The 26,120-nt window shown below is 43.5% G+C and carries 37 protein-coding genes and 1 pseudogene; 28 read left to right on the plus strand and 10 right to left on the minus strand.

What is annotated here, in order from left to right; genetic code table 11:
- The first annotated feature begins 170 nt into the window (after window positions 1-170).
- The 14 genes from VIN08_RS12155 (at window position 171) to VIN08_RS12220 (ending at window position 9,634) form a co-directional block, all read left to right on the plus strand.
- On the plus strand, window positions 171-692 hold the full coding sequence (locus VIN08_RS12155) for a GNAT family N-acetyltransferase (RefSeq protein ID WP_331965133.1): 522 nt from the start codon (window positions 171-173) through the stop codon (window positions 690-692).
- On the plus strand, window positions 689-1,180 hold the full coding sequence (locus VIN08_RS12160; RefSeq protein ID WP_331965136.1) for an N-acetyltransferase family protein: 492 nt from the start codon (window positions 689-691) through the stop codon (window positions 1,178-1,180). Before VIN08_RS12155 ends, VIN08_RS12160 begins: the two co-directional genes overlap by 4 nt.
- Before the next feature lie 23 nt (window positions 1,181-1,203).
- On the plus strand, window positions 1,204-1,704 hold the full coding sequence (locus tag VIN08_RS12165; protein WP_331965139.1) for a DinB family protein: 501 nt from the start codon (window positions 1,204-1,206) through the stop codon (window positions 1,702-1,704).
- Window positions 1,705-1,775: 71 nt separating this feature from the next.
- A complete protein-coding gene (locus VIN08_RS12170; protein ID WP_331965142.1) occupies window positions 1,776-2,354 on the plus strand; it encodes a DJ-1/PfpI family protein in 579 nt (192 codons plus the stop codon).
- A 36-nt stretch (window positions 2,355-2,390) separates the two neighbouring features.
- On the plus strand, window positions 2,391-2,858 hold the full coding sequence (locus VIN08_RS12175; protein ID WP_331965145.1) for a DUF1572 family protein: 468 nt from the start codon (window positions 2,391-2,393) through the stop codon (window positions 2,856-2,858).
- A gap of 16 nt (window positions 2,859-2,874) precedes the next feature.
- The gene (locus VIN08_RS12180; RefSeq protein ID WP_331965148.1) at window positions 2,875-3,498 is read left to right on the plus strand and encodes an FMN-binding negative transcriptional regulator; all 624 of its coding nucleotides are present in this window, start codon (window positions 2,875-2,877) and stop codon (window positions 3,496-3,498) included.
- A gap of 14 nt (window positions 3,499-3,512) precedes the next feature.
- A complete protein-coding gene (locus VIN08_RS12185) occupies window positions 3,513-4,946 on the plus strand; it encodes a pyridoxal phosphate-dependent decarboxylase family protein (protein ID WP_331965151.1) in 1,434 nt (477 codons plus the stop codon).
- A gap of 135 nt (window positions 4,947-5,081) precedes the next feature.
- Window positions 5,082-6,155 (plus strand): branched-chain amino acid aminotransferase, encoded by a 1,074-nt coding sequence (locus tag VIN08_RS12190; protein WP_331965153.1) that lies wholly within the window; start codon window positions 5,082-5,084, stop codon window positions 6,153-6,155.
- A 100-nt stretch (window positions 6,156-6,255) separates the two neighbouring features.
- The gene (locus tag VIN08_RS12195; RefSeq protein WP_331965155.1) at window positions 6,256-7,272 is read left to right on the plus strand and encodes a zinc-binding dehydrogenase; all 1,017 of its coding nucleotides are present in this window, start codon (window positions 6,256-6,258) and stop codon (window positions 7,270-7,272) included.
- A 13-nt stretch (window positions 7,273-7,285) separates the two neighbouring features.
- Window positions 7,286-7,729 carry a GNAT family N-acetyltransferase gene (locus VIN08_RS12200; protein WP_331965157.1) on the plus strand — a complete coding sequence of 148 codons (444 nt, stop codon included), beginning with the start codon at window positions 7,286-7,288 and terminating at the stop codon, window positions 7,727-7,729.
- Window positions 7,730-7,759: 30 nt separating this feature from the next.
- A complete protein-coding gene (locus VIN08_RS12205; RefSeq protein WP_331965163.1) occupies window positions 7,760-8,170 on the plus strand; it encodes a GNAT family N-acetyltransferase in 411 nt (136 codons plus the stop codon).
- On the plus strand, window positions 8,170-8,637 hold the full coding sequence (locus tag VIN08_RS12210) for a GNAT family N-acetyltransferase (protein ID WP_331965166.1): 468 nt from the start codon (window positions 8,170-8,172) through the stop codon (window positions 8,635-8,637). Before VIN08_RS12205 ends, VIN08_RS12210 begins: the two co-directional genes overlap by 1 nt.
- Before the next feature lie 88 nt (window positions 8,638-8,725).
- On the plus strand, window positions 8,726-9,115 hold the full coding sequence (locus tag VIN08_RS12215; RefSeq protein ID WP_331965169.1) for a VOC family protein: 390 nt from the start codon (window positions 8,726-8,728) through the stop codon (window positions 9,113-9,115).
- 111 nt (window positions 9,116-9,226) lie between these two features.
- Window positions 9,227-9,634: a Dabb family protein gene (locus tag VIN08_RS12220; RefSeq protein ID WP_331965172.1), complete on the plus strand. Its 408-nt coding sequence runs from the start codon at window positions 9,227-9,229 to the stop codon at window positions 9,632-9,634.
- A gap of 81 nt (window positions 9,635-9,715) precedes the next feature.
- Here VIN08_RS12220 and VIN08_RS12225 read toward each other — a convergent pair whose 3' ends face one another.
- Window positions 9,716-10,291 (minus strand): redoxin family protein, encoded by a 576-nt coding sequence (locus VIN08_RS12225; protein ID WP_331965175.1) that lies wholly within the window; start codon window positions 10,289-10,291, stop codon window positions 9,716-9,718.
- Window positions 10,288-10,923 carry a 4'-phosphopantetheinyl transferase family protein gene (locus VIN08_RS12230; RefSeq protein ID WP_331965177.1) on the minus strand — a complete coding sequence of 212 codons (636 nt, stop codon included), beginning with the start codon at window positions 10,921-10,923 and terminating at the stop codon, window positions 10,288-10,290. The genes VIN08_RS12225 and VIN08_RS12230 overlap by 4 nt, the downstream gene beginning before the upstream one ends.
- Window positions 10,924-11,002: 79 nt before the next feature.
- Here VIN08_RS12230 and VIN08_RS12235 point away from each other — a divergent pair, with 79 nt between their 5' ends.
- The 4 genes and pseudogenes from VIN08_RS12235 (at window position 11,003) to VIN08_RS12250 (ending at window position 14,005) form a co-directional block, all read left to right on the plus strand.
- Window positions 11,003-11,911, plus strand: a complete 909-nt coding sequence (locus tag VIN08_RS12235) for a WD40 repeat domain-containing protein (protein WP_331965180.1) — start codon at window positions 11,003-11,005, stop codon at window positions 11,909-11,911.
- 12 nt (window positions 11,912-11,923) lie between these two features.
- A complete protein-coding gene (locus tag VIN08_RS12240) occupies window positions 11,924-12,712 on the plus strand; it encodes a DivIVA domain-containing protein (protein WP_331965183.1) in 789 nt (262 codons plus the stop codon).
- Window positions 12,709-13,068: a dihydroneopterin aldolase gene (gene folB, locus VIN08_RS12245; RefSeq protein ID WP_331965186.1), complete on the plus strand. Its 360-nt coding sequence runs from the start codon at window positions 12,709-12,711 to the stop codon at window positions 13,066-13,068. The genes VIN08_RS12240 and folB overlap by 4 nt, the downstream gene beginning before the upstream one ends.
- Window positions 13,069-13,264: 196 nt before the next feature.
- Window positions 13,265-14,005, plus strand: a pseudogene (locus VIN08_RS12250) (ChaN family lipoprotein).
- Between the two features lie 270 nt (window positions 14,006-14,275).
- Here VIN08_RS12250 and VIN08_RS12255 read toward each other — a convergent pair.
- From VIN08_RS12255 to VIN08_RS12280, 6 genes are all read right to left on the minus strand, one after another.
- Complete coding sequence (locus VIN08_RS12255) at window positions 14,276-14,902, minus strand: hypothetical protein (RefSeq protein ID WP_331965189.1); 627 nt, start codon at window positions 14,900-14,902, stop codon at window positions 14,276-14,278.
- 395 nt (window positions 14,903-15,297) lie between these two features.
- A complete protein-coding gene (locus VIN08_RS12260; RefSeq protein WP_331965191.1) occupies window positions 15,298-15,879 on the minus strand; it encodes a hypothetical protein in 582 nt (193 codons plus the stop codon).
- Complete coding sequence (locus tag VIN08_RS12265; protein ID WP_331965194.1) at window positions 15,876-16,481, minus strand: hypothetical protein; 606 nt, start codon at window positions 16,479-16,481, stop codon at window positions 15,876-15,878. The genes VIN08_RS12260 and VIN08_RS12265 overlap by 4 nt, the downstream gene beginning before the upstream one ends.
- A gap of 4 nt (window positions 16,482-16,485) precedes the next feature.
- Window positions 16,486-17,052, minus strand: coding sequence for an adenylate kinase (locus VIN08_RS12270; protein ID WP_331965197.1), 567 nt, complete (start codon window positions 17,050-17,052; stop codon window positions 16,486-16,488).
- Window positions 17,049-17,672 carry a DUF488 domain-containing protein gene (locus VIN08_RS12275; RefSeq protein WP_331965200.1) on the minus strand — a complete coding sequence of 208 codons (624 nt, stop codon included), beginning with the start codon at window positions 17,670-17,672 and terminating at the stop codon, window positions 17,049-17,051. Before VIN08_RS12275 ends, VIN08_RS12270 begins: the two co-directional genes overlap by 4 nt.
- Before the next feature lie 9 nt (window positions 17,673-17,681).
- Window positions 17,682-18,005, minus strand: coding sequence for an iron-sulfur cluster biosynthesis family protein (locus VIN08_RS12280; RefSeq protein ID WP_331965203.1), 324 nt, complete (start codon window positions 18,003-18,005; stop codon window positions 17,682-17,684).
- Window positions 18,006-18,232: 227 nt separating this feature from the next.
- On the opposite strand from VIN08_RS12280, the gene VIN08_RS12285 reads away from it, so the two are divergent.
- The 10 genes from VIN08_RS12285 to VIN08_RS12330 all read left to right on the plus strand — a co-directional run bounded on the left by VIN08_RS12285 (window position 18,233) and on the right by VIN08_RS12330 (window position 24,165).
- Entirely contained in the window at window positions 18,233-18,754 is a 522-nt protein-coding gene (locus VIN08_RS12285; RefSeq protein WP_331965206.1) for a hypothetical protein, read from the plus strand.
- A 37-nt stretch (window positions 18,755-18,791) separates the two neighbouring features.
- Window positions 18,792-19,193, plus strand: coding sequence for a YkvA family protein (locus VIN08_RS12290; protein ID WP_331965209.1), 402 nt, complete (start codon window positions 18,792-18,794; stop codon window positions 19,191-19,193).
- Window positions 19,163-19,828, plus strand: coding sequence for an NAD-dependent epimerase/dehydratase family protein (locus VIN08_RS12295; RefSeq protein WP_331965212.1), 666 nt, complete (start codon window positions 19,163-19,165; stop codon window positions 19,826-19,828). The genes VIN08_RS12290 and VIN08_RS12295 overlap by 31 nt, the downstream gene beginning before the upstream one ends.
- Window positions 19,829-19,964: 136 nt before the next feature.
- Window positions 19,965-20,417: a D-aminoacyl-tRNA deacylase gene (gene dtd / locus VIN08_RS12300; protein WP_331965215.1), complete on the plus strand. Its 453-nt coding sequence runs from the start codon at window positions 19,965-19,967 to the stop codon at window positions 20,415-20,417.
- Window positions 20,414-20,929, plus strand: coding sequence for an O-acetyl-ADP-ribose deacetylase (locus tag VIN08_RS12305; RefSeq protein ID WP_331965218.1), 516 nt, complete (start codon window positions 20,414-20,416; stop codon window positions 20,927-20,929). The genes dtd and VIN08_RS12305 overlap by 4 nt, the downstream gene beginning before the upstream one ends.
- A gap of 2 nt (window positions 20,930-20,931) precedes the next feature.
- Window positions 20,932-21,606, plus strand: a complete 675-nt coding sequence (locus VIN08_RS12310) for a M15 family metallopeptidase (RefSeq protein ID WP_331965221.1) — start codon at window positions 20,932-20,934, stop codon at window positions 21,604-21,606.
- Between the two features lie 25 nt (window positions 21,607-21,631).
- The gene (locus VIN08_RS12315) at window positions 21,632-21,958 is read left to right on the plus strand and encodes a nucleotide pyrophosphohydrolase (RefSeq protein WP_331965224.1); all 327 of its coding nucleotides are present in this window, start codon (window positions 21,632-21,634) and stop codon (window positions 21,956-21,958) included.
- 124 nt (window positions 21,959-22,082) lie between these two features.
- Window positions 22,083-23,198: an acyltransferase family protein gene (locus VIN08_RS12320; RefSeq protein ID WP_331965227.1), complete on the plus strand. Its 1,116-nt coding sequence runs from the start codon at window positions 22,083-22,085 to the stop codon at window positions 23,196-23,198.
- A 158-nt stretch (window positions 23,199-23,356) separates the two neighbouring features.
- Window positions 23,357-23,833 (plus strand): hypothetical protein, encoded by a 477-nt coding sequence (locus tag VIN08_RS12325; RefSeq protein ID WP_331965230.1) that lies wholly within the window; start codon window positions 23,357-23,359, stop codon window positions 23,831-23,833.
- A 17-nt stretch (window positions 23,834-23,850) separates the two neighbouring features.
- Window positions 23,851-24,165, plus strand: a complete 315-nt coding sequence (locus VIN08_RS12330) for a hypothetical protein (protein WP_331965233.1) — start codon at window positions 23,851-23,853, stop codon at window positions 24,163-24,165.
- A gap of 11 nt (window positions 24,166-24,176) precedes the next feature.
- Here VIN08_RS12330 and VIN08_RS12335 read toward each other — a convergent pair whose 3' ends face one another.
- Window positions 24,177-24,878 carry a 2-phosphosulfolactate phosphatase gene (locus tag VIN08_RS12335; protein WP_331965235.1) on the minus strand — a complete coding sequence of 234 codons (702 nt, stop codon included), beginning with the start codon at window positions 24,876-24,878 and terminating at the stop codon, window positions 24,177-24,179.
- A gap of 107 nt (window positions 24,879-24,985) precedes the next feature.
- A complete protein-coding gene (gene gcvT / locus VIN08_RS12340) occupies window positions 24,986-26,068 on the minus strand; it encodes a glycine cleavage system aminomethyltransferase GcvT (protein WP_331965238.1) in 1,083 nt (360 codons plus the stop codon).
- Window positions 26,069-26,120 lie beyond the last annotated feature (52 nt).

Genomic DNA, 26,120 nt, shown 5'->3' on the forward strand with positions numbered 1-26,120 from the left:
CTCGCAGAAGCTGCCATTGCAAAAGCTCGCACTTTAGGGGCACATAAAATTATATTATACTCGCATACCAGTCTGGCTACAGCCATCGGGTTGTACAGAAGGTTGGGCTTTATTGAAGTGCCGGTGGATGGCACCTATAAACGAAGCGATATAAAAATGGAATTGGCGTTATGAAAAATATTACCATCCGGAATGCATTCTTTGAAGATGCAGAAACTTTATGCGCATTAGGGATACAAACCTTTCGCGAAACGTTTGACGAGCACAATACTGCTGAAGATATGGAGCAGTATCTTTCGTCTACATTTACAAAAGAGAAACTGCAGCAGGAACTGGAAGAAAAAGATACCGTTTTCTTTTTAGCAGAAGAAGATGATGAAGTGATCGGCTATGCGAAAGTACGACAAGGCGAAGCACTGTCAGAGTTAGGCAGCGATCGTGCATTAGAGATACACCGGATCTATGTAGCCAAGTCGCACCTGGGCAAGCGTATAGGCAATGCGTTGATGCAGGCATGCCTGGAGTATGCACAGGAGGCGGGGTATGAAGTAGTGTGGTTGGGCGTGTGGGAGCATAATGCACGGGCCGTTTCGTTTTATAATAAATATGGTTTTGAAAAATTTGGTGCTCACACTTTTGTGTTGGGGCAAGATGAACAAACAGACTGGTTATTAAAGAAGAGTATAGCGTGATACAATTTCGTGATGCAACGATACAGGATCTGCCCGCGATCGTTGCTATTTATAACACCACCATCGCAGGTCGTATGGTTACAGCTGATACAGAACCCGTAACAGTAGAGAGCAGAGTGCATTGGTTTGAGACACATTCACCAGCCCGACCGTTGTGGGTGGTAGAAGATGCAGCGGGAAATATAGCAGGATGGGTAAGTATAAAATCGTTTTACGGTCGCCCGGCTTACCAGGCTACTACCGAGATCGCAATCTATCTTGATCCTTCGCAGCGAGGTAAGGGATTAGGCAGGCAGATTTTGGAAGAAACCATTACAAAATGCAGAGGTATAGGCATTAGCACATTGCTCGGTTTCATCTTTGCACACAACGAACCGAGCTTGAAATTATTTAAACATGCAGGCTTTGAGCAATGGGGATTGTTCCCCGATATAGCAGAGCTTGACGGTATAAAAAGAAGTCTGGTAATTTTGGGAAAGAGAATATAAAAAGGAGAATAAAAAACGTAAACATGAAGAAACTTGCCTGGTTCGATCGTCAATTCACTTTCGGTTTACCTTCCGGTATGCTTCCGTTTTACCTGGAGCGACTCAGTGGTACTGCGTGGCGCATGGAAGCGAAAGTAAAAGGTATAGCAGATGAAATTCTGTCGGAGCGATGGAACGATAAGTGGAGTGTGAAACAAAACATTGGTCACCTCGCAGAAGTAGATGAAGTGGCTTCACAACGGATCGACCAGATGTTGCAGGGAGCAGAAGTGATGGCACCAGCTGTATTTGAGCCGCGCGATTACAACGCGATGTCCGTGCAGGATGTGATCGCGTACTTTCGTGAGGGCCGCCTCAAGCACCTGGCGAAATATAGCAGCCTGCGTGATGAAGACTTGCTGGTATCTTCTATCCACCCGCGATTGAAGCAGCGCATGACGCCAATCGATCTTGCTTTCTTTGATGCAGAACATGACGATCATCACCTGCTCATGATCAGCGAGATTCTGGCGCAGCATACCTGAAGGGAAATAGCGTGAGCTGATTATAGCTCATACGGTATATATAGTTCAACCACCTTAAAAACCACCTCTCCATGTCTAAAATCATTACCATCGTTGCATTTGATAAGTTTACGGATATAGATGTATATCTCGCGTGGGATCTCTTCAATCGCCTTCGATTGATTGACTCAAGCTGGACGGTAAAGATTGTAGGCACCGAGGAAGTACATACTTCAGTAACCGGTCTCCCATTGCAAACCCACGGCACAATAGAAGAATGTGCTACGGCAGATGTAGTATTCTTTGCAAGCGGCCCCGGCACACGTAAGTTAATGCGCGATACTGCATACCTGGAGCGCTTCGATCTTGATCCGGAGCGACAACTGATTTGCTCGATGTGTTCAGGTTCATTGATACTCGCAGGGCTCGGATTACTCAACGGAATTTCAGCCACCACATATCCCACCGCTATAGATGAACTGAAATCTTTTGGCGTAGTGGTGGAAGAAAAACCACTCGTTATTCATGGAAATATAGCGACAGCGGCCGGTTGCCTGGCTGCGATCGACCTGGTGGGCTGGGTCATCGAGCGCACACACAATGCATTGGCACGACAGGAAGTTATTGCTTCGGTTCAGCCGGTAGGTAAAGGATTGGAGTGCATCTACTAGTAAGTATATAAATAGAGCAGACTAAACTTTTGTATCATGGTAACACAGGTTTTGAAAACAATCTTCCATCGCGATCTGTCTAAACTCAGGCAGGAGATAGCTTCGTATAAACAGGAATCAAATCTATGGAAGGTAGATAAAGATATAGCGAACCCGGCCGGTAATTTATGCCTGCACCTGGTGGGGAACCTGAATACTTATATAGGAGCTACACTCGGCAACACGGGCTATATACGCAATCGCGATCTGGAGTTCTCTGCCAAAGGCATAGCTAAAGAAGAGCTGTTGCGCAAGATCGATGACACCATCACCATGATTGGCCCGGTGCTGGATACATTAAGTGAGGAGCAATTAAAAAGTGAATATCCCATGCTGGTGCTGGCAGAGAAAACATCAACCGAGTTTTTTCTGATACACCTTGCCACGCATCTTACGTATCACCTCGGCCAGGTAAATTATCACAGGCGATTGCTCGATAGCGTTGCTGCAGCCGTGCGTACATAACCGGAAAATTGAAGCCATGTATACCCCTAAGTATTTTCAGCAGGCTGATATACCGGAGATAAAAGAATTTATCCGGCAAAATGGTTTTGGTATTCTGGTGAGCCAGCATGCGGGCGCGTTGATGGCTACACATATACCCTTAGAGTTATCGAAGGATGGCGATAAACTGCGTGGTCATGTTGCGAAAGCTAATCCGCAATGGAAGAGTTTTCAAACAGCAACTGAGGTGTTGGCCATTTTTCAGGGACCGCATACCTATATATCTTCTTCGTGGTATAATCACAAGAATGTGCCTACGTGGAATTATATAGCGGCCCATGCCTATGGAACGCTGAAAGTTTTGGAGGGCGATGATCTGTATCATTCGCTGGTACATTTAATGGAAAAGTACGAGCAAGCTTCCGCTAATCCTGTTACTGCAGAAAAATTATCAGCCGACTATATACGGAAAGCCATGCAGGGAGTAGTGGGCTTCGAGATCAATATTGCCCGGCTGGAAGCAACGTACAAACTGTCGCAGAATCGTGATCGCGAAAGCTATAGCAATATTGTGCATGAACTGGAGCAACGCGGAGACGAAGATTCAGCAAGGATAGCCGAGGCCATGAAAAAGAATCACGATGTGTTATTCAAACCCTAATCCACGAAGTATATATGCATCCGCTTTTACAACACGATAAACAACAACAGAAAGATATACTGAACCACGCGGTTCAGCTGGCGCAGGTATATTTAGAGCAGCAGGAATCTTTTCCTCCCGGACGAAATATACCCGACTTGGTGTTGGAAGATATGCCGGAGAAAGGAACGAGTGCTGTGCAGGCATTGGAATATTTCAAACAACACTATGCAAGCCAGATCACCAACAGTGCAGGTCCTCGCTATTTTGGGTTTGTTACCGGTGGCTCTACACCCGCTGCAGTGGCAGGCGATTGGCTCGTGAGCGCATACGATCAGAACGCCTGTGGCAGCAACGACTCTATAGCACCACAGGTAGAAAGGCAAACGATACATTTCTTCAAACAGCTTTTCGGCCTTGATGAAATATACTTTGGCAGTTTTGTTACTGGTGCAACGGTATCAAACCAGATAGGCCTGACGTTGGGTCGCCAGTGGATAGGAGAGCAACAGGGTAAAGATATTGCCGTGGAAGGAGCGTATAGTATATCTCCTATAAAGGTATTTAGTGCTACACCACATTCCAGTATACTAAAGTCGATGGCTATATTGGGGCTGGGTAAAAACTCACTCGTGCGTATCGATACACTTCCCGATCGCGAAGCCATTGATATTGCTGCGCTGGAACGTGAGCTGAAAGCAGCTCAGCAACCGGTATTGGTAGTAGCCAATGCAGGCACAGTAAATACAGTTGACTTCGATGACCTTGAAGCGATTGGAAAATTAAAATCGAAATATATTTTCTGGTTGCATGTAGATGCAGCGTTCGGTGGTTTTGCAGCGCTCTCTTCGCGCTATGCACACCTGATGAGGGGAATAAACTTTGCCGATAGTATTACCATCGATGCACACAAATGGCTCAACGTGCCGTATGATGCTGCGATGCAATTTACCCGACACAAGAAAACACAGTTGAAAGTATTTCAGAATAGTGCTGCATACCTGGGCGACCCAGAGAAGAGTCCTGATTACTTTCACTATACACCCGAGAACTCGCGCAGGTGGCGCGCGTTGCCATCGTGGTTCACACTCAAAGCGTATGGTCGCGAAGGGCATCGCGAGATTGTAGAGCGCAACTGCGATGTGGCGTATAGCCTGGGCGAGAAATTAAAAGCATCAGCAGAATTTACATTGCTGGCACCGGTGCGCATGAATGTAGTATGCTTTACATTGAAGCATGCCGGTATAACGTTCGATGATATTCGTGCGTATCTGAACGCAGTGCGCGATGATGGACGTGTATTCTTTACCCCCACACTATATAAAGGTATACCGGCTATTCGTGCAGCAATATCGAACTGGCAGACGGAAGAAGCGGATGGGCAACTTGCATTTGATGTTCTCACAGAAGTGTATCAGGCCATCAGACACACATTCGCAACGACATCAGTACACATACAAACTATTTAAATTGACAACTTTGCGAAATTAAGTTTGCTCTTTTTGAGGATTACAAAAGATTTTTGGTTTGCTGCATAAAATATAGCAGCAGGCCGGGATATGTCGCCAATAATTGTGAAATTTCACCCAGTAACTTTTAAGACCATGACAACTTTAACGACTTCAATCCCAGTGCAGCGTATTGCGAAATCGAGAATCAAAGAAGTTGATTTCAATAACCTGGAATTTGGAAAGTACATTGCCGACCACATGGTGGTGGCCGATTATAAAGATGGTAAATGGCATGAGCCTGCAATTGTTCCGTTTGGAGATATACTGATGAGCCCGGCCATGCTATCACTTCACTATGGTCAGGCAGTATTCGAAGGAATGAAAGCCTTCTATATGAACGATGGCAACATAAATATATTCCGTCCGCAGAGACACCATGCACGTTTCAACCGGTCACTCGATCGCATGTGTATGCCGCAGCTCAGCGAAGAAATGTTTATGCAGTCACTGCGTTCTCTCATCGAAGTAGATAAAGACTGGATACCTACCAGCGAAGGTTCATCCTTCTATATTCGTCCGTTCATGTTTGCGTACGAAGCGAGACTCGGTGTTAAAGTAGCCGATCACTTCAAGTTCATCATCATCAACAGTCCGGTGGCAGCATACCAGGCAAAACCGTATCGTCTGAAAGTAGAAGATACCTATGTGCGCACAGCAGAAGGAGGAACCGGTTTTGCAAAATGTGCCGGTAATTATGGTGGTGCATTTTATCCGACACAGATTGCCCGCGAAGAAGGATTCGACCAGATTCTCTGGACCGACCACAAAGAACACAAGTATATAGATGAAGTTGGTATGATGAACGTCATGTTCGTTATCAACGGTAAACTGGTTACCCCTAAACTTACTACCGCTATTCTTGATGGTGTTACCCGCGATACTATACTTACACTGGCCAAAGATATGGGCGTGCACGTAGATGAGCGCAGAGTGAGCATCGATGAGATTGAAGCCGGCTTGAAAGATGGTTCTGTAACCGAAGCCTTCGGAACAGGTACCGCAGCCGTTGTGGCGCCTATCGCGGTGATCAAGATCAAAGGACATGACCTGACGATCCCGGCAGCAGGCCCCGACAGCTTCCAGCTTCGCGCGAAAAAGAAATTGAATGATATTCGTATGGGATCAGAGGCCGATAAATACGGCTGGAATTATATCATTCACGTATAATAGCGAAAGAGAAAAAAATGTTTGGACCTCATCCTTACTGCTTTCTCTTACCAATGAGAAAGTTGTAGAAGGATGAGGTTCTTTTTTTGATATGACGTTTATGTTTGGATCCAAAAAGAGAGCCGTATTATTCAAAGGCAAAGATTACCCGGTTGAAGTTCAGGATTTTAAAAAGCCCAGGCTGGTAAAAGACCAGGTGCTGATACGCATGCATCATGCAGCACTCAATCATCGCGACTTGTGGGTTGTACAGGAACAGGCACAGCACTTTCCGGAGGGTATAGTGTTGGGTTCTGATGGTTGTGGTGTCATTGAAGATGTAGGCGAAGATGCCGACCCGATGCTGGTGGGAGCGGAGGTAGTAATAAACCCGAGCCTCGAGTGGGGCGATAATCCCATAGTGCAGGGCGACAAGTTTCGTATACTCGGTTTCCCTGACAACGGGACCTTCAGCGATTACCTCGCTATATCCAAGAAGTATATTTTCGAAAAGCCGGAGCATCTCACTTCCGAAGAATCAGCAGCCGTACCGTTGTCGGGTCTTACTGCGTATAGAGCGTTGTTCTCAAAAGCGCGGCTTCGTTCGAAGGAAAAAGTATTGATCACCGGTATAGGTGGTGGCGCGGCATTGTGGGTGCTTCAGTTTGCTGTAGCATACCAGGCAAGAGTATATGTTACTTCCGGCTCGGACGAAAAGATTGAGAAGGCAAAAGCACTCGGTGCTATAGGAGGATTCAACTATAAAGATCCGGAGTGGCATACAAAAGCACAGAAAGAAACCGGAGGCTTCGATATAATTATTGATAGTGCCGGAGGTGATCAGTTCGGAAAACTCATTGAGCTTGCACTGCCGGGCGGAAGAATTGTAAACTTTGGACGCACAGCCGGCAACATTACCGAAGTAGCTACGCGTTTACTCTATTGGAAACAACTTTCTATTCATGGCACAACCATGGGAACCCGCGATGAATTTTTATCGATGCTCGACTTCATAGAAGGTCGTAAGATTAAACCGGTTATCGACAAGGTGTTTCCATTGGAGCAAATAAACGAAGCTTTTCAGCGCCTGGAGAATAAAGAACAGTTCGGGAAGATTGTATTGAAGATTGGTAAATAGTATATATACAGGCATGATAGCGAAAGAGGAAGTATATAACGGTTTTGTATTCAGCTCAGATCGAAGTCGTATTGATGTGCCGTATGTACACCGCGTAATTTCTACACAAACGTATTGGGCGAAAGGTGTTCCGCTTGATGTGATGCAGCGATCCATTGAAAACTCCTGTTGCTTTGGTGTATATACAGGTGAGCAGCAGGTTGGCTTTGCGCGATTAATAACCGACTACGCCACGTTTGCTTATCTGGCCGATGTTTTCATTGACGAAGCATACCGGGGAAAAGGGCTATCAAAAAAGTTAATGGATTTTATCTTCGGTATAGAAGAGTTTAAGATATTCAGACGTATGGTGCTGGTAACGCGCGATGCCCACACACTATACGAACGCTATGGATTCAAGCCGCTGAAGTCTCCGCAAAACTATATGGAGCTTCACCGGCCCGATGTATACATATAGTCCGTTGTTAATTAAAAATAACCCCTCTCCATGTCTTCTATTACCTATCACGATAACAGAATTATTTCCGCAGAGCAGTTTGTGGATGTGCTGGATCGTTCAACGTTGGCCAGGCGCAGACCTGTGCACGATGAAGGTCGTATTAGCCGGATGCTGAAGCATGCTAATATACTCATCACTGCGTGGGATGGTGAAAAGCTTGTGGGTGTTTCGCGGGCGTTGAGTGATTTCTCCTATTGCTGTTACCTGTCAGATCTCGCAGTAGATGTACACTATCAGAAGCAAGGTATAGGAAAAGAACTTATTCAGCGTACACGCGATATAGCCGGAGAAAATGCATCGTTAATTTTACTCGCAGCTCCCGATGCAGTGGAATACTATCCTAAGATTGGGATGGAGAATTTTAATGATTGCTTTATTATCCGCAGAAAAAGTAGTTGATGGCCGAAAGTATAATTATCCGCAAAGCAACACAGGACGATTTTCCTGTTATCTATAGCTTTATCAACGAGCTGGAAGAAACTATACTTGATCAAGAGCAGCAGCGAAATATATACCGGGAAGTGATTCGGCAGGATGACTATTGTTACCTGGTAGCAGAAACAAAAAGTGAAGTAGTAGGATACATCAGTTGCCATTCTCAATTATTACTGCATCACGGAGGCAGAGTAGGAGAGATACAGGAATTATTTGTGAAAGCAGAAATGCGCAGCCACGGTATAGGAAAGTTATTAGTCGATGCTATAAAAGTGTGGGCCCGCGAGAAAGCCCTTCTGCAGGTAGAAGTAACCGCCAACGTAAGCCGCACATCCACGCACGCATTCTATACCCGTGAAGGATTTGCACACACGCATAAAAAGTTTGTATACACTTTGTCTCCCGCAGATTTTCGCAGAATAATTTCTTAGCTTTTCTGCGTTCATCCGTTCATGCGGGAGACTTGGTATTCATCTGTGTAATTCTGTGAAATCTGTGGGAAATAAATTTTGACTATATATGAAAATAGACCACCTGGCCCTCTGGGTAACCGACCTGGAAAAAATGAAAGTATTCTACCAGAAATATTTCCAGGCAACATCCGGAGAAAAATACTTCAATCCCAAAAAGAATTTCGAATCCTACTTTCTGAGTTTTGAAAATGGCTGTCGCCTGGAGATTATGAAAATGCCCGGTATACCTGTGAGCGAAAATGATATTTACCGGCAATTCACCGGCCTCATCCACTTCGCTATATCTACCGGAAGTAAACAAACGGTTGACCATCTTACCGAACAGCTTCGTGCCGATGGTTATGAAATAGTAGGCGAACCACGCACCACAGGCGATGGCTATTACGAAAGTGTTGTTCTCGATCCGGAAGGAAATCGCATTGAGATAACAGAATAATTAGCGCAGTACACATCACGCGAAGCCCGGTTGTATAAACAGCGATCCGTAGGCACAACTATTTTTTGTATTTTCACCGGCAAATGAATTTTCTATTTTAATACGGAACGTATGGCTCAAACCCGCAGAACATTCATGGCCAGTGCTGCAGTACTCACCGCAGGTGTGGCTTCCGGTATGTCACTAACAACTATGGAAACAAAAGAGAAAAAACAATTAGCACATCACGTGTTCTTCTGGCTGAAGAATCGTGACTCCAAAGAAGATCTTGCTAAACTCCTTGAAGGACTGAACACACTGAAGAAAATTGAAACCGTGCGCAGCATACATATTGGTGTGCCTGCCAGCACCGAGAAACGCGATGTAGTAGATAACAGCTATAGCGCTTCTGAATTAATTTTCTTCGATGATGTAGCCGGTCAGGATACTTACCAGGTACATCCTATACACAAGAAGTTCGTGGAAAATTACTCTCACCTGTGGGAGAAGGTAATTGTATATGATTCTATGGATATATAGAAAATAGAATTAAGAAGCCAGGAGTAAGAAGTAAGTATAGATATAATTACTTCTCATTACTGGCTTCTTACTTCTGATCTCTTACTTCTTCCGGATAGAACACCCCACCGGCCTTACCTCTCCTGTTGGAATAGCCTGGCCTGCCAGAAGTTGATCGATCGCTTCTTTCAAATACGCATGGCGCACATCGGCCTCTACTTGTGCATTATCATCTATAGCACCTTTATATACAATAGTAAATTTACCGCCATCGTTCTTGAGTAAATATACCGATGGACTTTTGGTCGCTCCCAAAGCATTCATCAGGGTTTGATCTTTATCGGCCAGGTATGGTATAGTAATTCCTGCCTGCTGTGCTTTCTTTACCATGGCATCGTTGGAGTCTGTCGGATCAGGATTGGAGTTTACCAGCAGCACAGGTACCTTCTCATGGTAATCGTGCGAAAGCTTTGTGATGCGTGCACGATAATATTCATCGTAAGGGCAAGCATTGGTCGTAAAGATGATCACAACACCTGAGCACGATGGATAAGTGCTCAATGAAACAGAGTTACCGGTAAGTACATTTACCAGGTTAAAATCCTGTACGGTTTGTGCGTGTGCTGTATAACCAACCAGGAGTATACCTATAACCCATAGACCTGCGAGCTTTCTCATAATGCATTGCGTTTGTTAAATACCACTACAAAGTTTGGATAAACCTTATAGTATAAAGGTATTATCGTTTCTATATCATTGACAATAATTCTGCCAGGAATGTTACCCGCTGTTTCCCGCGTAAACGGGCCTATCAGAAGGTTTTCTGCCAGTGTAAGATCTTTTTTACCATATACTTTTATCAGTGCTTCCTTCGCACACCAGTATATACAATGCTTGATCACATCATCGCCTGCATCGGCCAGCTCATCGCGATGCAATACCCGGGGGGCTACACGCAGAAGCTTGTCTTTCGGTTGTTCCAGGTCTATACCTACCGATATATCGCGATCAACCAGTGCCGCTACATACGGATAAGAATGACTTAGCGAAAGTTGATAGTCATACGCCTTCGGAAAAGGTTTACCAAACTCATCTTTCACAATGCCTTTGAAGGGAAGTCCGAGCTGTTCCATAATTGCTTTTACCACCGCTCTTCCGGCAAACCACTCCAGACGTTTTTTAGTGTTGTGTACAGTAGCAGGAGGCTGATCAACGGTACCGGCCAGCGCACGCAAGGCGTTTTCATCCTCTTCAATCTTCCACAATGCCCAGCCGCGATTGCCAGTTATAGTAATTTCCTCTAAAGCCATTCAGTATAGTTTGTGCTTCAAACAATAATAATTTTAAAAAACACCCCGAAAGTTAGAACTTTGGCCGTTTAATGCAGGGATGTTGAAGACGGAAGTAACAAAACTTCATACACTCACAGGCCATCGCGACTGTGTTTATACACTGGAACGTTCCGGTGTAGACAACCTTTTCTTTTCAGGTGCAGGCGATGGCATGGTAGTGGCATGGAATTTAAACAATCCGGAGAACGGTGAGCTTATTGCCAAGTTGCCCAACTCGGTATATGCACTGCATCATCACCAGGCAAGTAACCTGTTGGTGGCCGGGCATAATTACGATGGCATTCATGTGCTGGACTGGCAGAATAAAAGTGAAGTTGGATCGTTACAGTTAACAACGGCTTCAATCTTCGACATACAGTCGCACAAGGACGATCTCTTCGTAGCAACCGGTGATGGTACGGTTATAAAAGTCGCGCTGTCATCGCTGAGTATACTGGTAAAAGATCAGTCCTCTGAAAAAAGTGCGCGTACCATCGCGATCCATCCCAGCAATGGAGATATCGCTATAGGGTATAGCGACAACTTCATTCGGATATTTGATATAAACCTGCAATTGAAACATGCCTGGCAGGCGCACGCTAACTCTGTATTTACCATTCGCTTTACTCCGGATGGACATTTTTTGATGAGTGGCTCGCGCGATGCACGGTTAAAAGTATGGGACGTGAATGTAAATTATCTGCAGGTAGAAGAGGTGGTAGCACACATGTATGCGATAAATCACCTCGATTTTAGCCCGGATAATAAACATTTCGTAACTTGTAGCATGGATAAGTCCTTAAAAGTGTGGAAGTTGGATGAGCTTCGGCTGCTCAAGGTTATAGACCGCGCGCGGCACGCAGGGCATGGAACTTCGGTGAACAAGGTTTTATGGACCAGCCATCATGATCAACTGGTGAGTGCCAGCGATGATCGAACCATTTCCGTTTGGAATATCATTTTTTAAACTTTAGTAATTATGAGAGTAACACCACTTGAAATCCGCCAGAAGACGTTCGAGAAGAACTTCCGCGGATATCAGACAGATGAAGTCAACGCTTTTTTGCTCACGCTGTCGCAGGAATGGGAACGCATTATGGATGAGAACAAAGAGCTTCGTATAAAACTCGAAGCCACTGAACGTGAAGTAACCAAACTGCGCGAAGTAGAAAGTTCTCTGTACAAAACCTTGAAGACAGCAGAAGATACCGGTGCCAATGTAATTGAACAAGCACGCTATGCTGCAGATCTGCACATGAAAGAAACGCAGATGAAGGCCGATGCCATTATGCATGAAGCCAAAACAAAGGCACGCGATACCATCGAAGAGTCAGATATGCGCGCCAAGGAGATTGTAGCCGAAATGGAAGATCGCCTGAAGCTGATGGTAGAGAACTATAAAAAGCTGGAGTCAAATCGCGAAGATTTACTCGCTGATCTGAAGCGCCTCGCTGCCGATACTATGGATCGCGTTGAACGCGCCCGCACGCACAGTAAAGATTTTAATCCGGACCAGCATCTGGCAATGGCGAAACGCGAAGCCAAAAAAATAGCCTTCCCGAATCTGTCGTACGAAAAACCGGTAACCATACCGTTGGAACCAGTTGCAGCAAAAGAACCTATAGCGATAGAGCCCGCTATCCAAAAAGAACCTGTAAGGGAAATTCTACTTCCTGAGCCGGAACCTGTATTGGAAGAAGTGGTATTAACACCACCGCCAGTGCCTGCTAAAAAAGTAATGAAATCTTTCTTTGACGAGATTGCATGAGTGGACGTGTAGCGCTCGAGGGTCTCGAGTTTCATGCCTTTCACGGAGTATATCCGCATGAACGTGAATCGGGCAATTGGTTTGAAGTAGATATAGCGGTAGATACAGACTTTGGTATAGCCGCAGAGCACGATGATCTTGCGGGCACGGTAAATTATGAAACACTCTTCCGCATTGTAAAGGAAGAGATGGACAAGCCTTCCAAACTTCTGGAAACAGTAGCCGATAAAATTGTGAACGATGTTTTGAAAGCATTGCCCGCAGCCAAAGTTGTGGAACTGAAAATTTCCAAGCTCAACCCTCCTATAGGGGGCAAGTGCAGGCGGGCATCCATAATCATTACCAAGAAAAGATAGATACAGGATATATATCTGATAAAGGTATATTTCCTGTATCTTTTTATTATTGACTCGCAGTAATCTTTTCCCCTATACGCCCATGCGTTTTATACTTATACTCTTGTTGGTAATTTCAGTAACTGCAAAGGCTCAGGATAAACCTGCTTATCAGATATTCAACAAAGACGGCAAGCAGGTTTCGTACGACAAGATGATGAAAGAAGCTGGTAAGTCCAGTGTTGTGTTGTTTGGAGAGCTACACGACAACTCTATTGATCATTGGCTCGAACTACAGGTAACGAAAGATTTATATACCCAGCAACCTGATCTCGCTTTAGGCTTTGAAATGTTTGAAGCTGATGACCAGATTGTGTTGAACGAATACCTCGATGGCACCATTGAAGAACGACACCTGCTGAACGAAGCGAAGGTTTGGGATAACTATAAAAATGATTATAAGCCACTCATTGAATTTGCCAAAGAGAAAAAGCTCCCCGCTATAGCCACAAATATACCGAGACGATATGCGAACCTGGTATATCGCAAGGGTATAGAATCATTGTAGACATTGCCGGCTGCTGCAAAAGACTGGATAGCGCCTTTACCTATTGAGATAGATCTTTCATTGCCCGGCTATAAAGGTATGATGAGTATGGGCGGACATCAGCCTGCGGCCAATAGCGAAAACATGGCCAAGTCGCAAGCGGTGAAGGATGCAACCATGGCGTATTTTATACTCAAAAATAAACGAACCGTTACGCTGCATTTTAATGGCTCCTATCATTCACAGAATTTTGAAGGTATAAATTGGTATCTCAAAAAAGCGGAGCCTGCTATCAAGATTATTACCATCCATTCGGTAGAGCAAGATGCAATCGAGAAACTGGAAGACGCCAACAAAGGCACAGCCGATTATATCATCTGCATTCCAAAGGATATGACGAAGACGTATTGATTCTTTTCTTATATGTATTTATAAACGATAAGAAGCAGTATAAGTATAGTTCCCACCAGGAGTGATCCAAATTTCCTGACTATATACTCTGTAGCTCTGTTTTCTGCTTTGTACAGTTTGTATATCAAAATTTGTAGTACGAGGCCAAAACTCCCTGCAATAAAAATAAAAGTAAGATTCATGAAGAATACAGGAATAACGGCGCACATATAGCTAATATACTCCAGCGTTTTAATTTTGTTCTCAATACTCATGTTATAGGTGGTTGAGTTAGGCAGGGTTTAAACATATCTTTCTATCTCTTTCGGCTGCTCGGTGACAAACAACATCGCCAACAAGTACACCAGCACCACAACCCAAGGCTCCTAACAGAGTTGGTGAAAGTAATCCACAAAACGCAGCTGCTGCATAAGAACCTTCCTGGCATGTTTGAATGTCAGAGTCATATTGTTGTTGGCAGGGATCTTTCCTGGCTATTGTTGATTGAGTCTTTTTACTTTTTGAGAGTATAGCATCAATTGATCTTTGTAAGACTTGATCACGATCTATTTGTTGCTTTAGAGATTTGTTTGATTCCCAGAATTTAGAAGATTTACGTTGTAGATCTTTAAACTTCTCAATGATTGCTTCTGGCTCCTGAAAATAGGCTTTGATCTTTGAGTTGAAATCTTCAGTAGATGAAATGTTCGATAAATCTTCTATTAGCTTATCCTCATCTATACCTTCCTTTACAGTGAAATCAGCAAATGATGTTGTTTCCTGAATATACTCGGTGAGAGATATATCGTTGGATAGTTGTGATACCGTGATGCTAGATGAAGCAATATTTTCTGAGTCGGAGCAACGTGCGAATAAAAAATCTGCAATTAAAAATAGAGTTAAAAGTTTTCTTATCATGATAAGGTTTGTATTAGGTGTGAGTAATAATAGTTTGTTTTGCCGGAACTTACTCAATTGCCCAATTAAAAATTTATAGGTGTCTAATCCACCCTATACATAAGGTAAATTATTGAATATAGTATATACCTACATGTTAGGCATTGTAGGTATGTATAATGTTGGAACGCTTAATATATGGTGATGCTGTTGATATGAGCACGTCATCATTCTACTCGTGCTATATATGCTAAAAATGCTGCGAGTCCTATGCGGAGTCCACTCGCGTGCTATAGCAGAGGTGAAGTGCTTTGATTTAGATCGCCATCGGATGGATGTTGCATAGCTTCAAGCATCACACGGATGTAATCCGCAATGGCGACATGGCGAATTTTGATACTATAGCATCACGTACGTCAATTAAATTCACTCATATACAGGAATAATATATATCCTAATTTCTTCTGTGGCCATTCCAGGTCGTTGATTTTTATTTCGTACTCGTAACCGTTCCTTAGCAGTATAACCAACAACATATCATCTGCGGACCTTTCGTGTTTAGTGGTTTTGAAATACAGGTATAGTATTTCGTTCCAGGGAATGATTGCAGAGCCTTCCGGCAAGAGACCTTGTTTGCTGATCTCCAATACAATTTTGTTCTCGAAGGAATTACGGAAATATACTATACATCCGAGCGTTAATGCAGAGATAGCAATCCACATCCAATAACTCTTCAAAAATTGTGGACTATCAATCATAACATAGATGATGAATAACAGTACGGCACCCGGCAGTATATATTCATTTTTCTTCTTCCACGAATTTTTAAGAATGATTGGGTGGTTGGAAAATGCCTGCGAAGGTATAAAGGAGATGTTTTGAACTAGGAAGTTGAGCTCGTCTGATGTGTTCCACGGATCGACAGTTTTTGCTTGTATATTCTCGCGTATCTGTTGCTTGATAGCTTCGCGGTCAGGAATTTTTAGGGCAGTCTTCACAGATTCTGGTTGCCTTTTCGCTCTTGCAATATAGTTTCGATCAGACTTGATAACATCGCTGTATTCCAATCGGTGCGGTCGAGGTGTATAGCATGTTCCGGTTTAGTGGGAGCTGATATAACCCAGAAACGTGTATAAGGTTTAAATGCAATTTCCGGCCAATCGAAATTTACCTTGCTACCAGCTAATGCGATGCCATCGTGGTGTATAATAAGGTTGCCCACAGTCAGCGTTTCGTTGTGCTCATAAAACCGGATGAGATATTGATCAACAATATCTTTAAGATAGTATTCCCATACCAGCCTTGTTATCTCCGCGTAAGTTTGCCTGCAGTGGTTTCGCAGACCAAAAAAATTCTTCATGCGAATTACCAATACCTTGTCGTGTTGATCTTTTACCGCCAGCGTATATTTTTGTCCTACGTATAGTAAATCCCACCGAATGGCTTCTGCAAACAGCTTGATATCTTTTATATCTTGCTTGTATATAGTGGTGGGGCCGGCACTTTTCAATTCATTGTTGTCAAACGCAATGTAGTCTGGTGCGACAATCAGATCGCGTTGGCGATCCAGCAGGCCGGATTGGATTTTATACTGTTTCAAAGACTTACAGGTAAAGACCGGAATTTACAATCTTTTTAATAACTATATCTACCCTATCTTCTACCGATATATCTTCCCGGATGTTCAATATAGGGCAGGTGAGTTTGCTCATCCATGTTTCATGCGCATTCAATGTTCGTCCTCGGGCCATGCCGTTATCGTAGCCCGAAGCCCAGGCTATAAATTCATTGAATTGAATGTTCCGTTCCGGGTTGGTATAGATAACTTCTCCATAGCGTTCCAGCTCTCGTTTCTTTAATCGCGCTATACGAATTTGTGGAGGAATCCAGAGAAAGATCACCAGATCAAAGGCAGGCATCCAATCATCGCCCCAGTTTATTACCGACCCACCCAATATCCATCGGCTATATTTCCCCATGTCATTGTTGATAAGTAGATTTCGTTGCTGGGCATCTCGCCTGATTGTAAAAGGCGGATCAGATCGTTCCCAGAAATATAGGTCACTATCAAAGTATGGTATATGCAGCTTTTCTGCGAGTGCCAGCCCAAGCGTTGTTACACCACTTCCGGAGGCTCCGAGTATATTGATCTTCATTGGTAAATCGATCATTCATCGAGCTCACCGGGAGCATACGCAATGTCTTTGTTCAGCAGTCGGTAAGCAGCGGCCAGTTGAGTATCATGACTGATCGCAGGAGTAAATATATCGGCTGTGGGTAATTTTTTAGCATACTTCTTTAACAGATCCTGTTCAAGTGTTGCGTTAGACTTTAACGTTTTATCTTTCAGTATATGCAATACATCAAAACCATTTCTTGCCAACGCTACTGCTACCATTCCAAACCGGTGGCAATCCAATGGTTCACTCTCGGCACACATCAGTGCAATCGTATAGCCTTTTGCTATACCTTGTTGTAAGCGATCAACACCTTTTTTGAAGTGAGACGCATTTCTTACTTTTTCAAAATCAAGTTGCCCTTCATGGTCGAGCAACTCAGCAGCTGTTTGTCGTGCGCCAAACTCATAGCCGAAATGTAGATATTGAATGCCATTCCCTTTCAGGAAAGCAGAAAAAGTATCTTTATTATACTGCGGATTATACCGACTGGCCGCGAGACTGCGAACATCTACAAGGCAGGTGATGTGATGAGCCTGAAGTAATTCCAGAAAATATTCGAGCGAATGTGTAGAGTGCCCGATAGTATAGATCGTGTCGGGTATATGCTTCACGGTATAGCGCTATTGATCAGTATTTGAAACAGGTTGCCTGGGATCAACAAACATAAAACCGCGCGCTTCTTCACCTTCGAAAAAATCTACTTCCTTGCCAATCACATACATCGTATGACGCTTGTCGATATATACCGGTATATCTGAAATGGTATAGGCGAGATCAGACTCTTTGCGTTTATCAAAACCAATGAGCAGGGAAACACCACAGCCGCCACCTTTTACTCCCACCCGTAGTCCATAGCCGGCAGGAATATTCTTGGTCTGCATAATCTTTTGAATTTCTTCTGCAGCGCGAGCACTGATCGTTACGGGTTGAATATTATCAAACATGGAGCACTTTCTTCGTTCGCATCTTAAACACCTCTCAGCTTTTTCGGGTTCATGGAAGTGTGGAACAATCGCGAAATAACAATGGCGTTAAGAGTCGGAAAGTTGGGAAGACCGGGAGTCTTTAGCAAGCGATGCCCTGACTTTCGGTCTTTCCGTCTTCCGGACTTAAAAACTCCGTCATTTTTAATGATATTTGGTTTTTAAAATCAATCCACGCGCAAAGATTTATGAACGCCCTGATCGAATTTGGTAAAATTTTAATCCCTGCCTCTGTTGTCCTGTATCTTGCTTACCTGTTGGTGCGCACGTATGTTCAAAAGGAAATTGAGTTGAGGAAACTTGAAATTCGCGGAAGAAGTATCGAGACCGTATTGCCCAGTCGCCTGCAGGCGTACGAGCGAATGACACTTTTCCTGGAGCGCATTTCTCCGCAGAACCTGTTGGTACGCCTCAACGCTCCCGGCATGGCAGCACGCGAGTTTCACCAGTTACTGCTGAGCGAGATCAGGAATGAATATAATCACAACGCTTCGCAGCAGGTATATATGAGTGAAGAGATATGGAGCTATATCAAGAATGCGAAGGAAGACCTGATTGTTACGATCAATGATTCCTCCAGCGAGATGCCCGTGGAAGCAACCAGTCTTGATCTCTCTAAGAAAATATTTGAGAAGTCGGTAACAAAGGCGGTTGATCCGATCGCTCACGCACTCACCGAACTCAAGAAAGAAATACAGCGAACCTTCTAGGAACGCTTTTTGTTTTCAGCAACATAAACAGCAGCGTATGGCCAAAAATGTTTTCTTCGACATTGCCGTAAAAAAAGCTTCCGGTATACTGGGTAAAAAAGGCAGACTGGTAATGCTTGTATCGAAGCTGGCGCTTAAACTTCGTTCTGTAAACTGGAAAGAAGTAAAGACAACCGATGTGAAAGACAAGTTCTTTACATTGGGGCGATTGCTGAAAGCTTATGCGCTGGGACATTATCGTGAGATTCCCTGGAAGCCATTGTTGCTGATCACGGCTGCTGTTATATACTTTATCAATCCCATTGATTTTTTACCGGACTGGATTCCCGGTGCCGGACTTACCGATGATGTGGGTATACTCATGTCTGTCTTTGCATCGTTCGGTGCAGAGATCAATAAATTTATACTGTGGGAGAAATCTCAGCTAAGTCCGGCATGAAGACAGCATTGATTGCCGGAAGCACCGGCTTAATAGGAAGTCAGCTATTACAACTCTTGTTGAACAGCGATCGCTATAGCGAAGTAGTGGCACTTACACGGCAGGATCTTCCTGAGCATCCGAAGCTGAAACAACTCAAGATCGATTTTGCAAAGCTTGGTGAATCCCTCGATCAATTCAAGGCAGACGATGTGTTCTGTTGCCTTGGCACAACCATGGCGAAAGCGGGCTCTAAAGAAAATTTTTACCAGGTAGATTTTTACTATCCTTTATTGCTCGCGAAGTCTACGATACAACGTGGTGCCAAACAGTTTTTGTTAGTGTCGGCATTAGGAGCGAGTCGCAGTGCATCGGTATACTATAACCAGGTAAAAGGCGAGATCGAAGAAGCGGTGAGTACTACCGGCTTTGAAACAGTACACATTTTCAGACCTTCGTTATTGTTAGGCCCACGTACCGAGCACCGTACGGGAGAAGATGCCGCGAAGGTGGTATATAAAATATTCGGATTCCTGATTCCTAAAAAGTATAAGGCGATACAATCATCCAAAGTAGCGAAGGCTATGCTTCAGTTAGCTTCGCTGGAAAAACCCGGTATACATATCCACGAATCACAAGACCTCCAGTCATTCTGATTCATCCATTTATAGCTTTCCTCATTGGTACACAGCTATAATTCCCTTAATTTTAAATGGGAAGAGTTATAGGAGAATTTTATAATCTTGCAATTTTCCAATTTTCCAATTTTAAAATTTTCTATCTTCAATTCACATGATCGCAGTTGTTCAGCGGGTAACCTCATCTTCTGTTACCATCAATACTATAGTAAAGGCTTCCATCGGTAAAGGATTGCTCATCCTGGTAGGTATTGAAGATGCCGACACACAGGAAGATATCGATTGGCTATCGGCCAAGATCGTAAACCTTCGTATATTCAATGACGAAGCTGGCGTTATGAACGTAAGTGTAAAAGAAGACGGTGGAGATATAATTGTAGTAAGTCAGTTTACACTGCATGCCAGCACAAAGAAGGGAAACAGGCCATCGTACCTGAAAGCATCCAAACCGGATATAGCCATACCGTTGTATGAGAGATTTGTAAAGTCGGTAGAGGCAGCATTGGGCAAGGCGGTGCAGACGGGTGAGTTTGGCGCTGATATGAAAGTAAATTTGCTGAACGATGGTCCTGTAACCATCATCATCGATACCAAGAATAAAGTATGAGTCGTATTGAACTGATACAAGGAGACATCACTAAACTTGATGTGGATGCTATAGTGAATGCTGCGAATAGCAGTTTGCTGGGAGGAGGAGGTGTAGATGGCGCTATACATCGTGCGGGCGGGCCGCAGATACTGGAAGAATGTAAAGCGATACGAAACAGGCAGGGAGGATGTAAAACCGGTGATGCTGTTATTACGAGTGGAGGAAAGTTGAAGGCAAAACATGTTATCCATACCGTTGGACCTGTGTGGAATGGCGGGCATAAAAATGAAGAAGAATTACTGGCCAGTGCCTACAGTCGTTCGCTGGAAGTAGCGGTTGAAAATAAAATTCATACCGTTGCCTTTCCCAACATCAGCACCGGTATATATGGTTTCCCGAAGCAGCGCGCAGCCGAAATTGCAATAGCTGCCGTTGAAAAATTTCTGCAGGAGAATACATCTATAGTAAAGGTTATCTTTTGCTGTTTCGATGCTGAGAACGTTATGTTATACAAGCAACTTTTGAAATGACAATGAAAAAAATATATACGCTGTTTTTTATACTGATGGCTATTGCAGTGCATGCACAGTATAAATATGGATTGAAAGCTACCAACCTGAAAGAGTATAAAGCTACGGTAAAGCAAAACCCCAATAAAGAATTGATAGACCTGGAGAAATTTATACCTGGCATTGTGCTGGATATACGCTATGCTACAACAAACAATTTTACGGGAGAGAAGATCTACAACATGGCCAAAGCCTACGCTCGTAAGCCGGTAGCCGAAGCGTTGCAGCGGGCGCAGGCCGAGTTGCAAAAGAAAGGACTCGGTATAAAGATATACGATGCCTATCGTCCGTATAAAGCCACCGTTCGATTTTACGAAGTATATAAAGACACCACGTATGTTGCTTCGCCCTATAGAGGCTCGCGCCATAATCGGGGTTGTGCTATTGACATGACGTTGATAGACCTGAAGACCGGCAAAGAACTGAAGATGCCCACGGGATATGATTCCTTTCAAAAAGAAGCATGGCCTTCTTCCCCGGTGAGCGATCCTGAGGTAAAAAAGAATCGCACATTGATTATTGATGTGATGAAGAAGCAAGGTTTTAAAGTAAACAGCTCTGAGTGGTGGCACTATGATTTTATAGGCTGGAAGAACTACGAAGTGCTGGATATTGACTTTGAAGAACTGGCAGATTAATTTTTATACCCTAACATCTATATATATGACGATCGAGCAGGCGCAACGGGAAGTAGATCAGTGGATCAATACAACAGGTGTGCGTTATTTCAATGAGCTTACCAACATGGCTATACTTACCGAAGAAGTAGGAGAAGTAGCCCGCATCATGGCCAGACGTTATGGCGAGCAATCTGAAAAAGAATCGGATAAGAATAAAGATCTTGGCGATGAGATGGCCGATGTATTGTGGGTATTGATTTGTCTGGCGAATCAAACCGGTATAAACCTGACCGAAGCTTTTCAGAAGAACATTGAAAAGAAAACACAACGCGATAAAGACCGCCACAAACAGAATGAAAAATTGAAGTAAGTCATTCAGGGTATAAATTTTCCGCTTATAACGGATTTATAGTTTCTCCTAAAATGTGCTTGTGTGCACTTGGAGCTCTCGAAAAATTAATTGAGTTTAGCAAAGGCCTAATACCTACACCGCTATGGCAGAAAACCAACGCTTCCTTGCTCTCGATGTTTTTCGGGGCATGACTGTCTGTTTTATGATCATTGTAAATTCTCCGGGCGACTGGAGTATTGCATACGCTCCGTTGCTGCATGCACGCTGGCACGGATTTACTCCCACCGATCTTGTGTTTCCATCCTTTCTGTTTGCTGTAGGTAATGCTATGGCATTTGTGATGTATAAATATGAATCGCTGGGCGATAATGTATTCTGGCGTAAAACACTTAAGCGCTTCTTCATCATTTTTCTGCTGGGCTTTTTAATGTACTGGTTCCCGTTTTATGATTTTGAATCTGGCGGATGGAAACCTCTCAGCGAAACCAGGATACTGGGCGTACTGCAGCGCATTGCATTGTGTTATTTGATAGCTTCTATTGTGCTGCACTATACATCTAAAAAAGTAGCCGTTGCCTTTAGCGTAGTATTGCTACTGGGATACTGGCTGCTGCTATATATCTATGGCGATCCGAACGATCCGTATAGCATGGCTGGCTACGGAGGAAACGCACTCGACTTTCTTATACTCGGTGAAAAACATTTATACCATGGTGAAGGTGTAGCATTCGACCCCGAGGGTATACTCAGCACATTGCCTGCTATTGTAAATGTTATTTTCGGTTATCTCGCAGGAGATTTTATACGCAAGCATGGTAACTCGTACGAGACCATTGCCAAACTTTTAATGGCCGGAGCTGTATTGATCTTTCTTGCGCTTACGTGGAATATGGTGTTCCCGATCAATAAGAAAATCTGGACGAGTTCTTTTGTGCTGCTAACGGTGGGGCTGGATCTTTTGATATTGCCTATACTGATGTTTTTGATAGAGATAAAGAAGAAACAAAAGTGGACGTACTTCTTTGTTGTATTCGGAAGAAATCCTTTATCGATCTATCTGCTCTCAGAATTATTACTGATAACGCTATACCTGATACCGGTAAAAAATGCGAGCCTGCAGCATTGGATATACCGCGACTTCCTGGGCAGTTTTGCGAGCCCGATCAACGCCTCCTTCCTCTTTGCCGTTTTCTTTATGTTGACGTGCTGGTTAGTAGGGTATATTATGGATAAGAAGAAGGTATATATCAGGGTTTAGAGAGAAGTAAAGATTATACGGTTTTTCAACGCTGCATTTTTATAGAGTGCAGCGTTTTTGTTTATATCCGAACTTATCCGATTACAAACGGCTTCGCAGATAACCGCGCGCTATATTTGGAAAATGTTAGAAAGAACAATCCGTTAAGTTAAACGCAGATGAAAATGCTAAAAGTTAAATTTCTTGTGGTAAGCCTGTTGTTGGGAATTATAATTTCTTGTTCTGAGGATGAAACGCAGACAAAGATCAATACACTTGAATTGAAATTCCCATCATTGACTACTACCAATGGAAGAAGCTCCGATGATACTCAGAACTATATTGTAATAATCAAATCCACCTCACCCTTAGAGATTGTATCAAATGAGCTAACTGTCACGAAAGCAGTTAATGCGGAGACAGGAGAATTATCATCAGTCATTATTCAGAATAGCCCGGAAAATTTGAAGGCATCTGCGGCTTCAAGAACTTCACAGGCGGATCCTGGCATAAAAAGAGGATATATGTATGACGGGAATGATTGTTTTGTTTGGGGCACGGTTATAACTGCCAGTAACGGAAGTGTCTATTTTTATCCTGCTGATGCAACAACGCAACTATTAATGAATCGGTGTGGCTATGCAAATGTTGCATAGTTTATAAAGTTTGTACTATGAAATACTTCATAATTTTATTCGTGATTTTATCAGGCTGTAAATCACAGAAGGATCAGTATACTATAAAGGAGAAAGAAGGCTATACACTACCTGCGCATCAATTGGATAAGTCGGAGGAAGAGAGCCTGCTTAACAGTATACGTAACTCCAGGACCAATGCGGATTTTCAAGAAGTGATCATTAACAACAAAGCGTATTCTCCAAAAGAATTTTTATCAATTGTAGATACGCTCGGCAGTAATTATACTTTCAATGTGAGAATTGATTCTCTGCAGAAGAGTAAAGTTTTAGTGATTACAAAGAAGCCGTAGTTTGGCAGGAGTTATATAATCAACACTCCATCCTCCAGCACAGGCACAACACTATACTGATCTGGTGTTAAACAATACTGAATGTCTTTATAGATATTCAGTTTAGCTAAACGTTTTACATGGCTGGAGTCTTTCAGAAAATCAAACAGATCATTCTTGGCAGCGTTGTAGAGATGCTGTGCAGCTATAGGAGCATCACAATCTGGTTGAGTATGTTCTTTCATCAATTCAACAAGCGCCCCGGCAAACAAGGTGTCTTCCAGGTTTACTTTGCCTTTCCAGCCGGCACATACCACCAGCACATTGTTCTCACCTTTTAACAGGTAATTTACAACGGCAGAGAGGTTCAGAAACGAACCAATGATAATCTCTTTAGCACCTGCAGATTTAGCGATAGCCTGCGTGCCGTTGGTAGTAGTAAAAGCTATCTTTTGTCCTTTGAGTTTTTCTTCCATATACTCGAAAGGAGAATTACCCAGATCAAAACCTTCCACCTTTTTACCATCGCGCTCTCCTGCAGTATAGTATCCTTTGCCTTTCAGTGCCAGACAATCATCGAGCTTGGCGAACGGAGTTATACTCGCTATACCATGTGCAAAAGCTGTAGTCATACACGAAGTTGCACGAAGTATATCGACCACCACAACCGTGCGATCCTGAACGGTATATAAATGCATCAGCTCAGGACTCAGGCAAACATCGATGGTTTTCATGTTCAATGATTAAAGGTTCAAAGTTTAATGTTGAATGTTAATGGCTAAAATAAAAGGTTCACACTATATAGTTTGTGAACCTTTTATTCAATTGCTATAGTGATGTACTATATCAACGGAAGTTTGCTTACCTGTGCTTTCAACGCACGCCCACGTACATCGATAAATATCTCCGAATCGGGAGTTGCAAGAGCCGGAGTAACATAACCAAGTCCTATACCTATACCTAAAACTGGCGACATGGTACCCGAAGTTACTTTACCAATCACATTACCAGCTGCATCTTTAATACTATAGTCGTGACGAGGTATACCTTTATCTACCATCTTGAATCCAACCAGCTTTTTAGAAACACCTTCTTCTTTTTGTTTCTTCAGTGCAGCAGCGTTGGTAAAATCTTTTGTGAACTTCGTGATCCATCCCAAGCCACCTTCCAGCGGAGAAGTAGCATCATCGATATCATTGCCATAGAGACAGAAGCCCATCTCCAGGCGAAGCGTATCACGCGCACCAAGACCGATCGGCTTGATGTCAACATCTTTGCCGGCTTCGAAGATGGCGTTCCATACTTTCTCAGCGTATTGCTTGTTCACATATATTTCAAAACCACCGGCACCGGTATATCCTGTGTTGGAGATCACCACATCTTTTACTCCGGCAAATTCATCAATAGCGAAATGATAATATTTGATAGTGCTCAGATCAGTCTTGGTTAACTTCTGTAGTACCCCGGCAGCTTTCGGTCCCTGCACAGCAAACAGACAAATGTCGTCCGAGATATTCTTCATATCAACACCCTTTGTGTTGAACTTGCTGATCCAGTTCCAATCCTTTTCAATGTTACCCGCATTTACTACCAGCAGGTAATCATTGTCTTTTACTTTATATACAATGAGATCATCTACTATACCTCCCGTCTCGTTTGGCAGACAAGAGTATTGTGCCTGACCATCTACGATCTTGGAGGCATCGTTGCTGGTAACGCGTTGAATGAGATCCAGGGCATTAGGACCTTTCAATGTAAACTCTCCCATGTGCGACACATCAAAAACACCTACGCTGTTGCGAACAGCCATGTGCTCTTCAATATCAGATGAATAACGAACCGGCATATTAAATCCGGCAAAAGAAACCATCTTGCCTCCAAGTTTTACATGAAGGTCATTCAGCGGAACGTATTTTAAATCCATAATGCTCGTTTAGGTGCCGCGAAGGTAACGTTATACTTTGTTCGGCACAAGA

Origin of the sequence: Ohtaekwangia sp., assembly GCF_036568665.1 — a bacterium.
Lineage (GTDB): Bacteria > Bacteroidota > Bacteroidia > Cytophagales > Cyclobacteriaceae > Ohtaekwangia.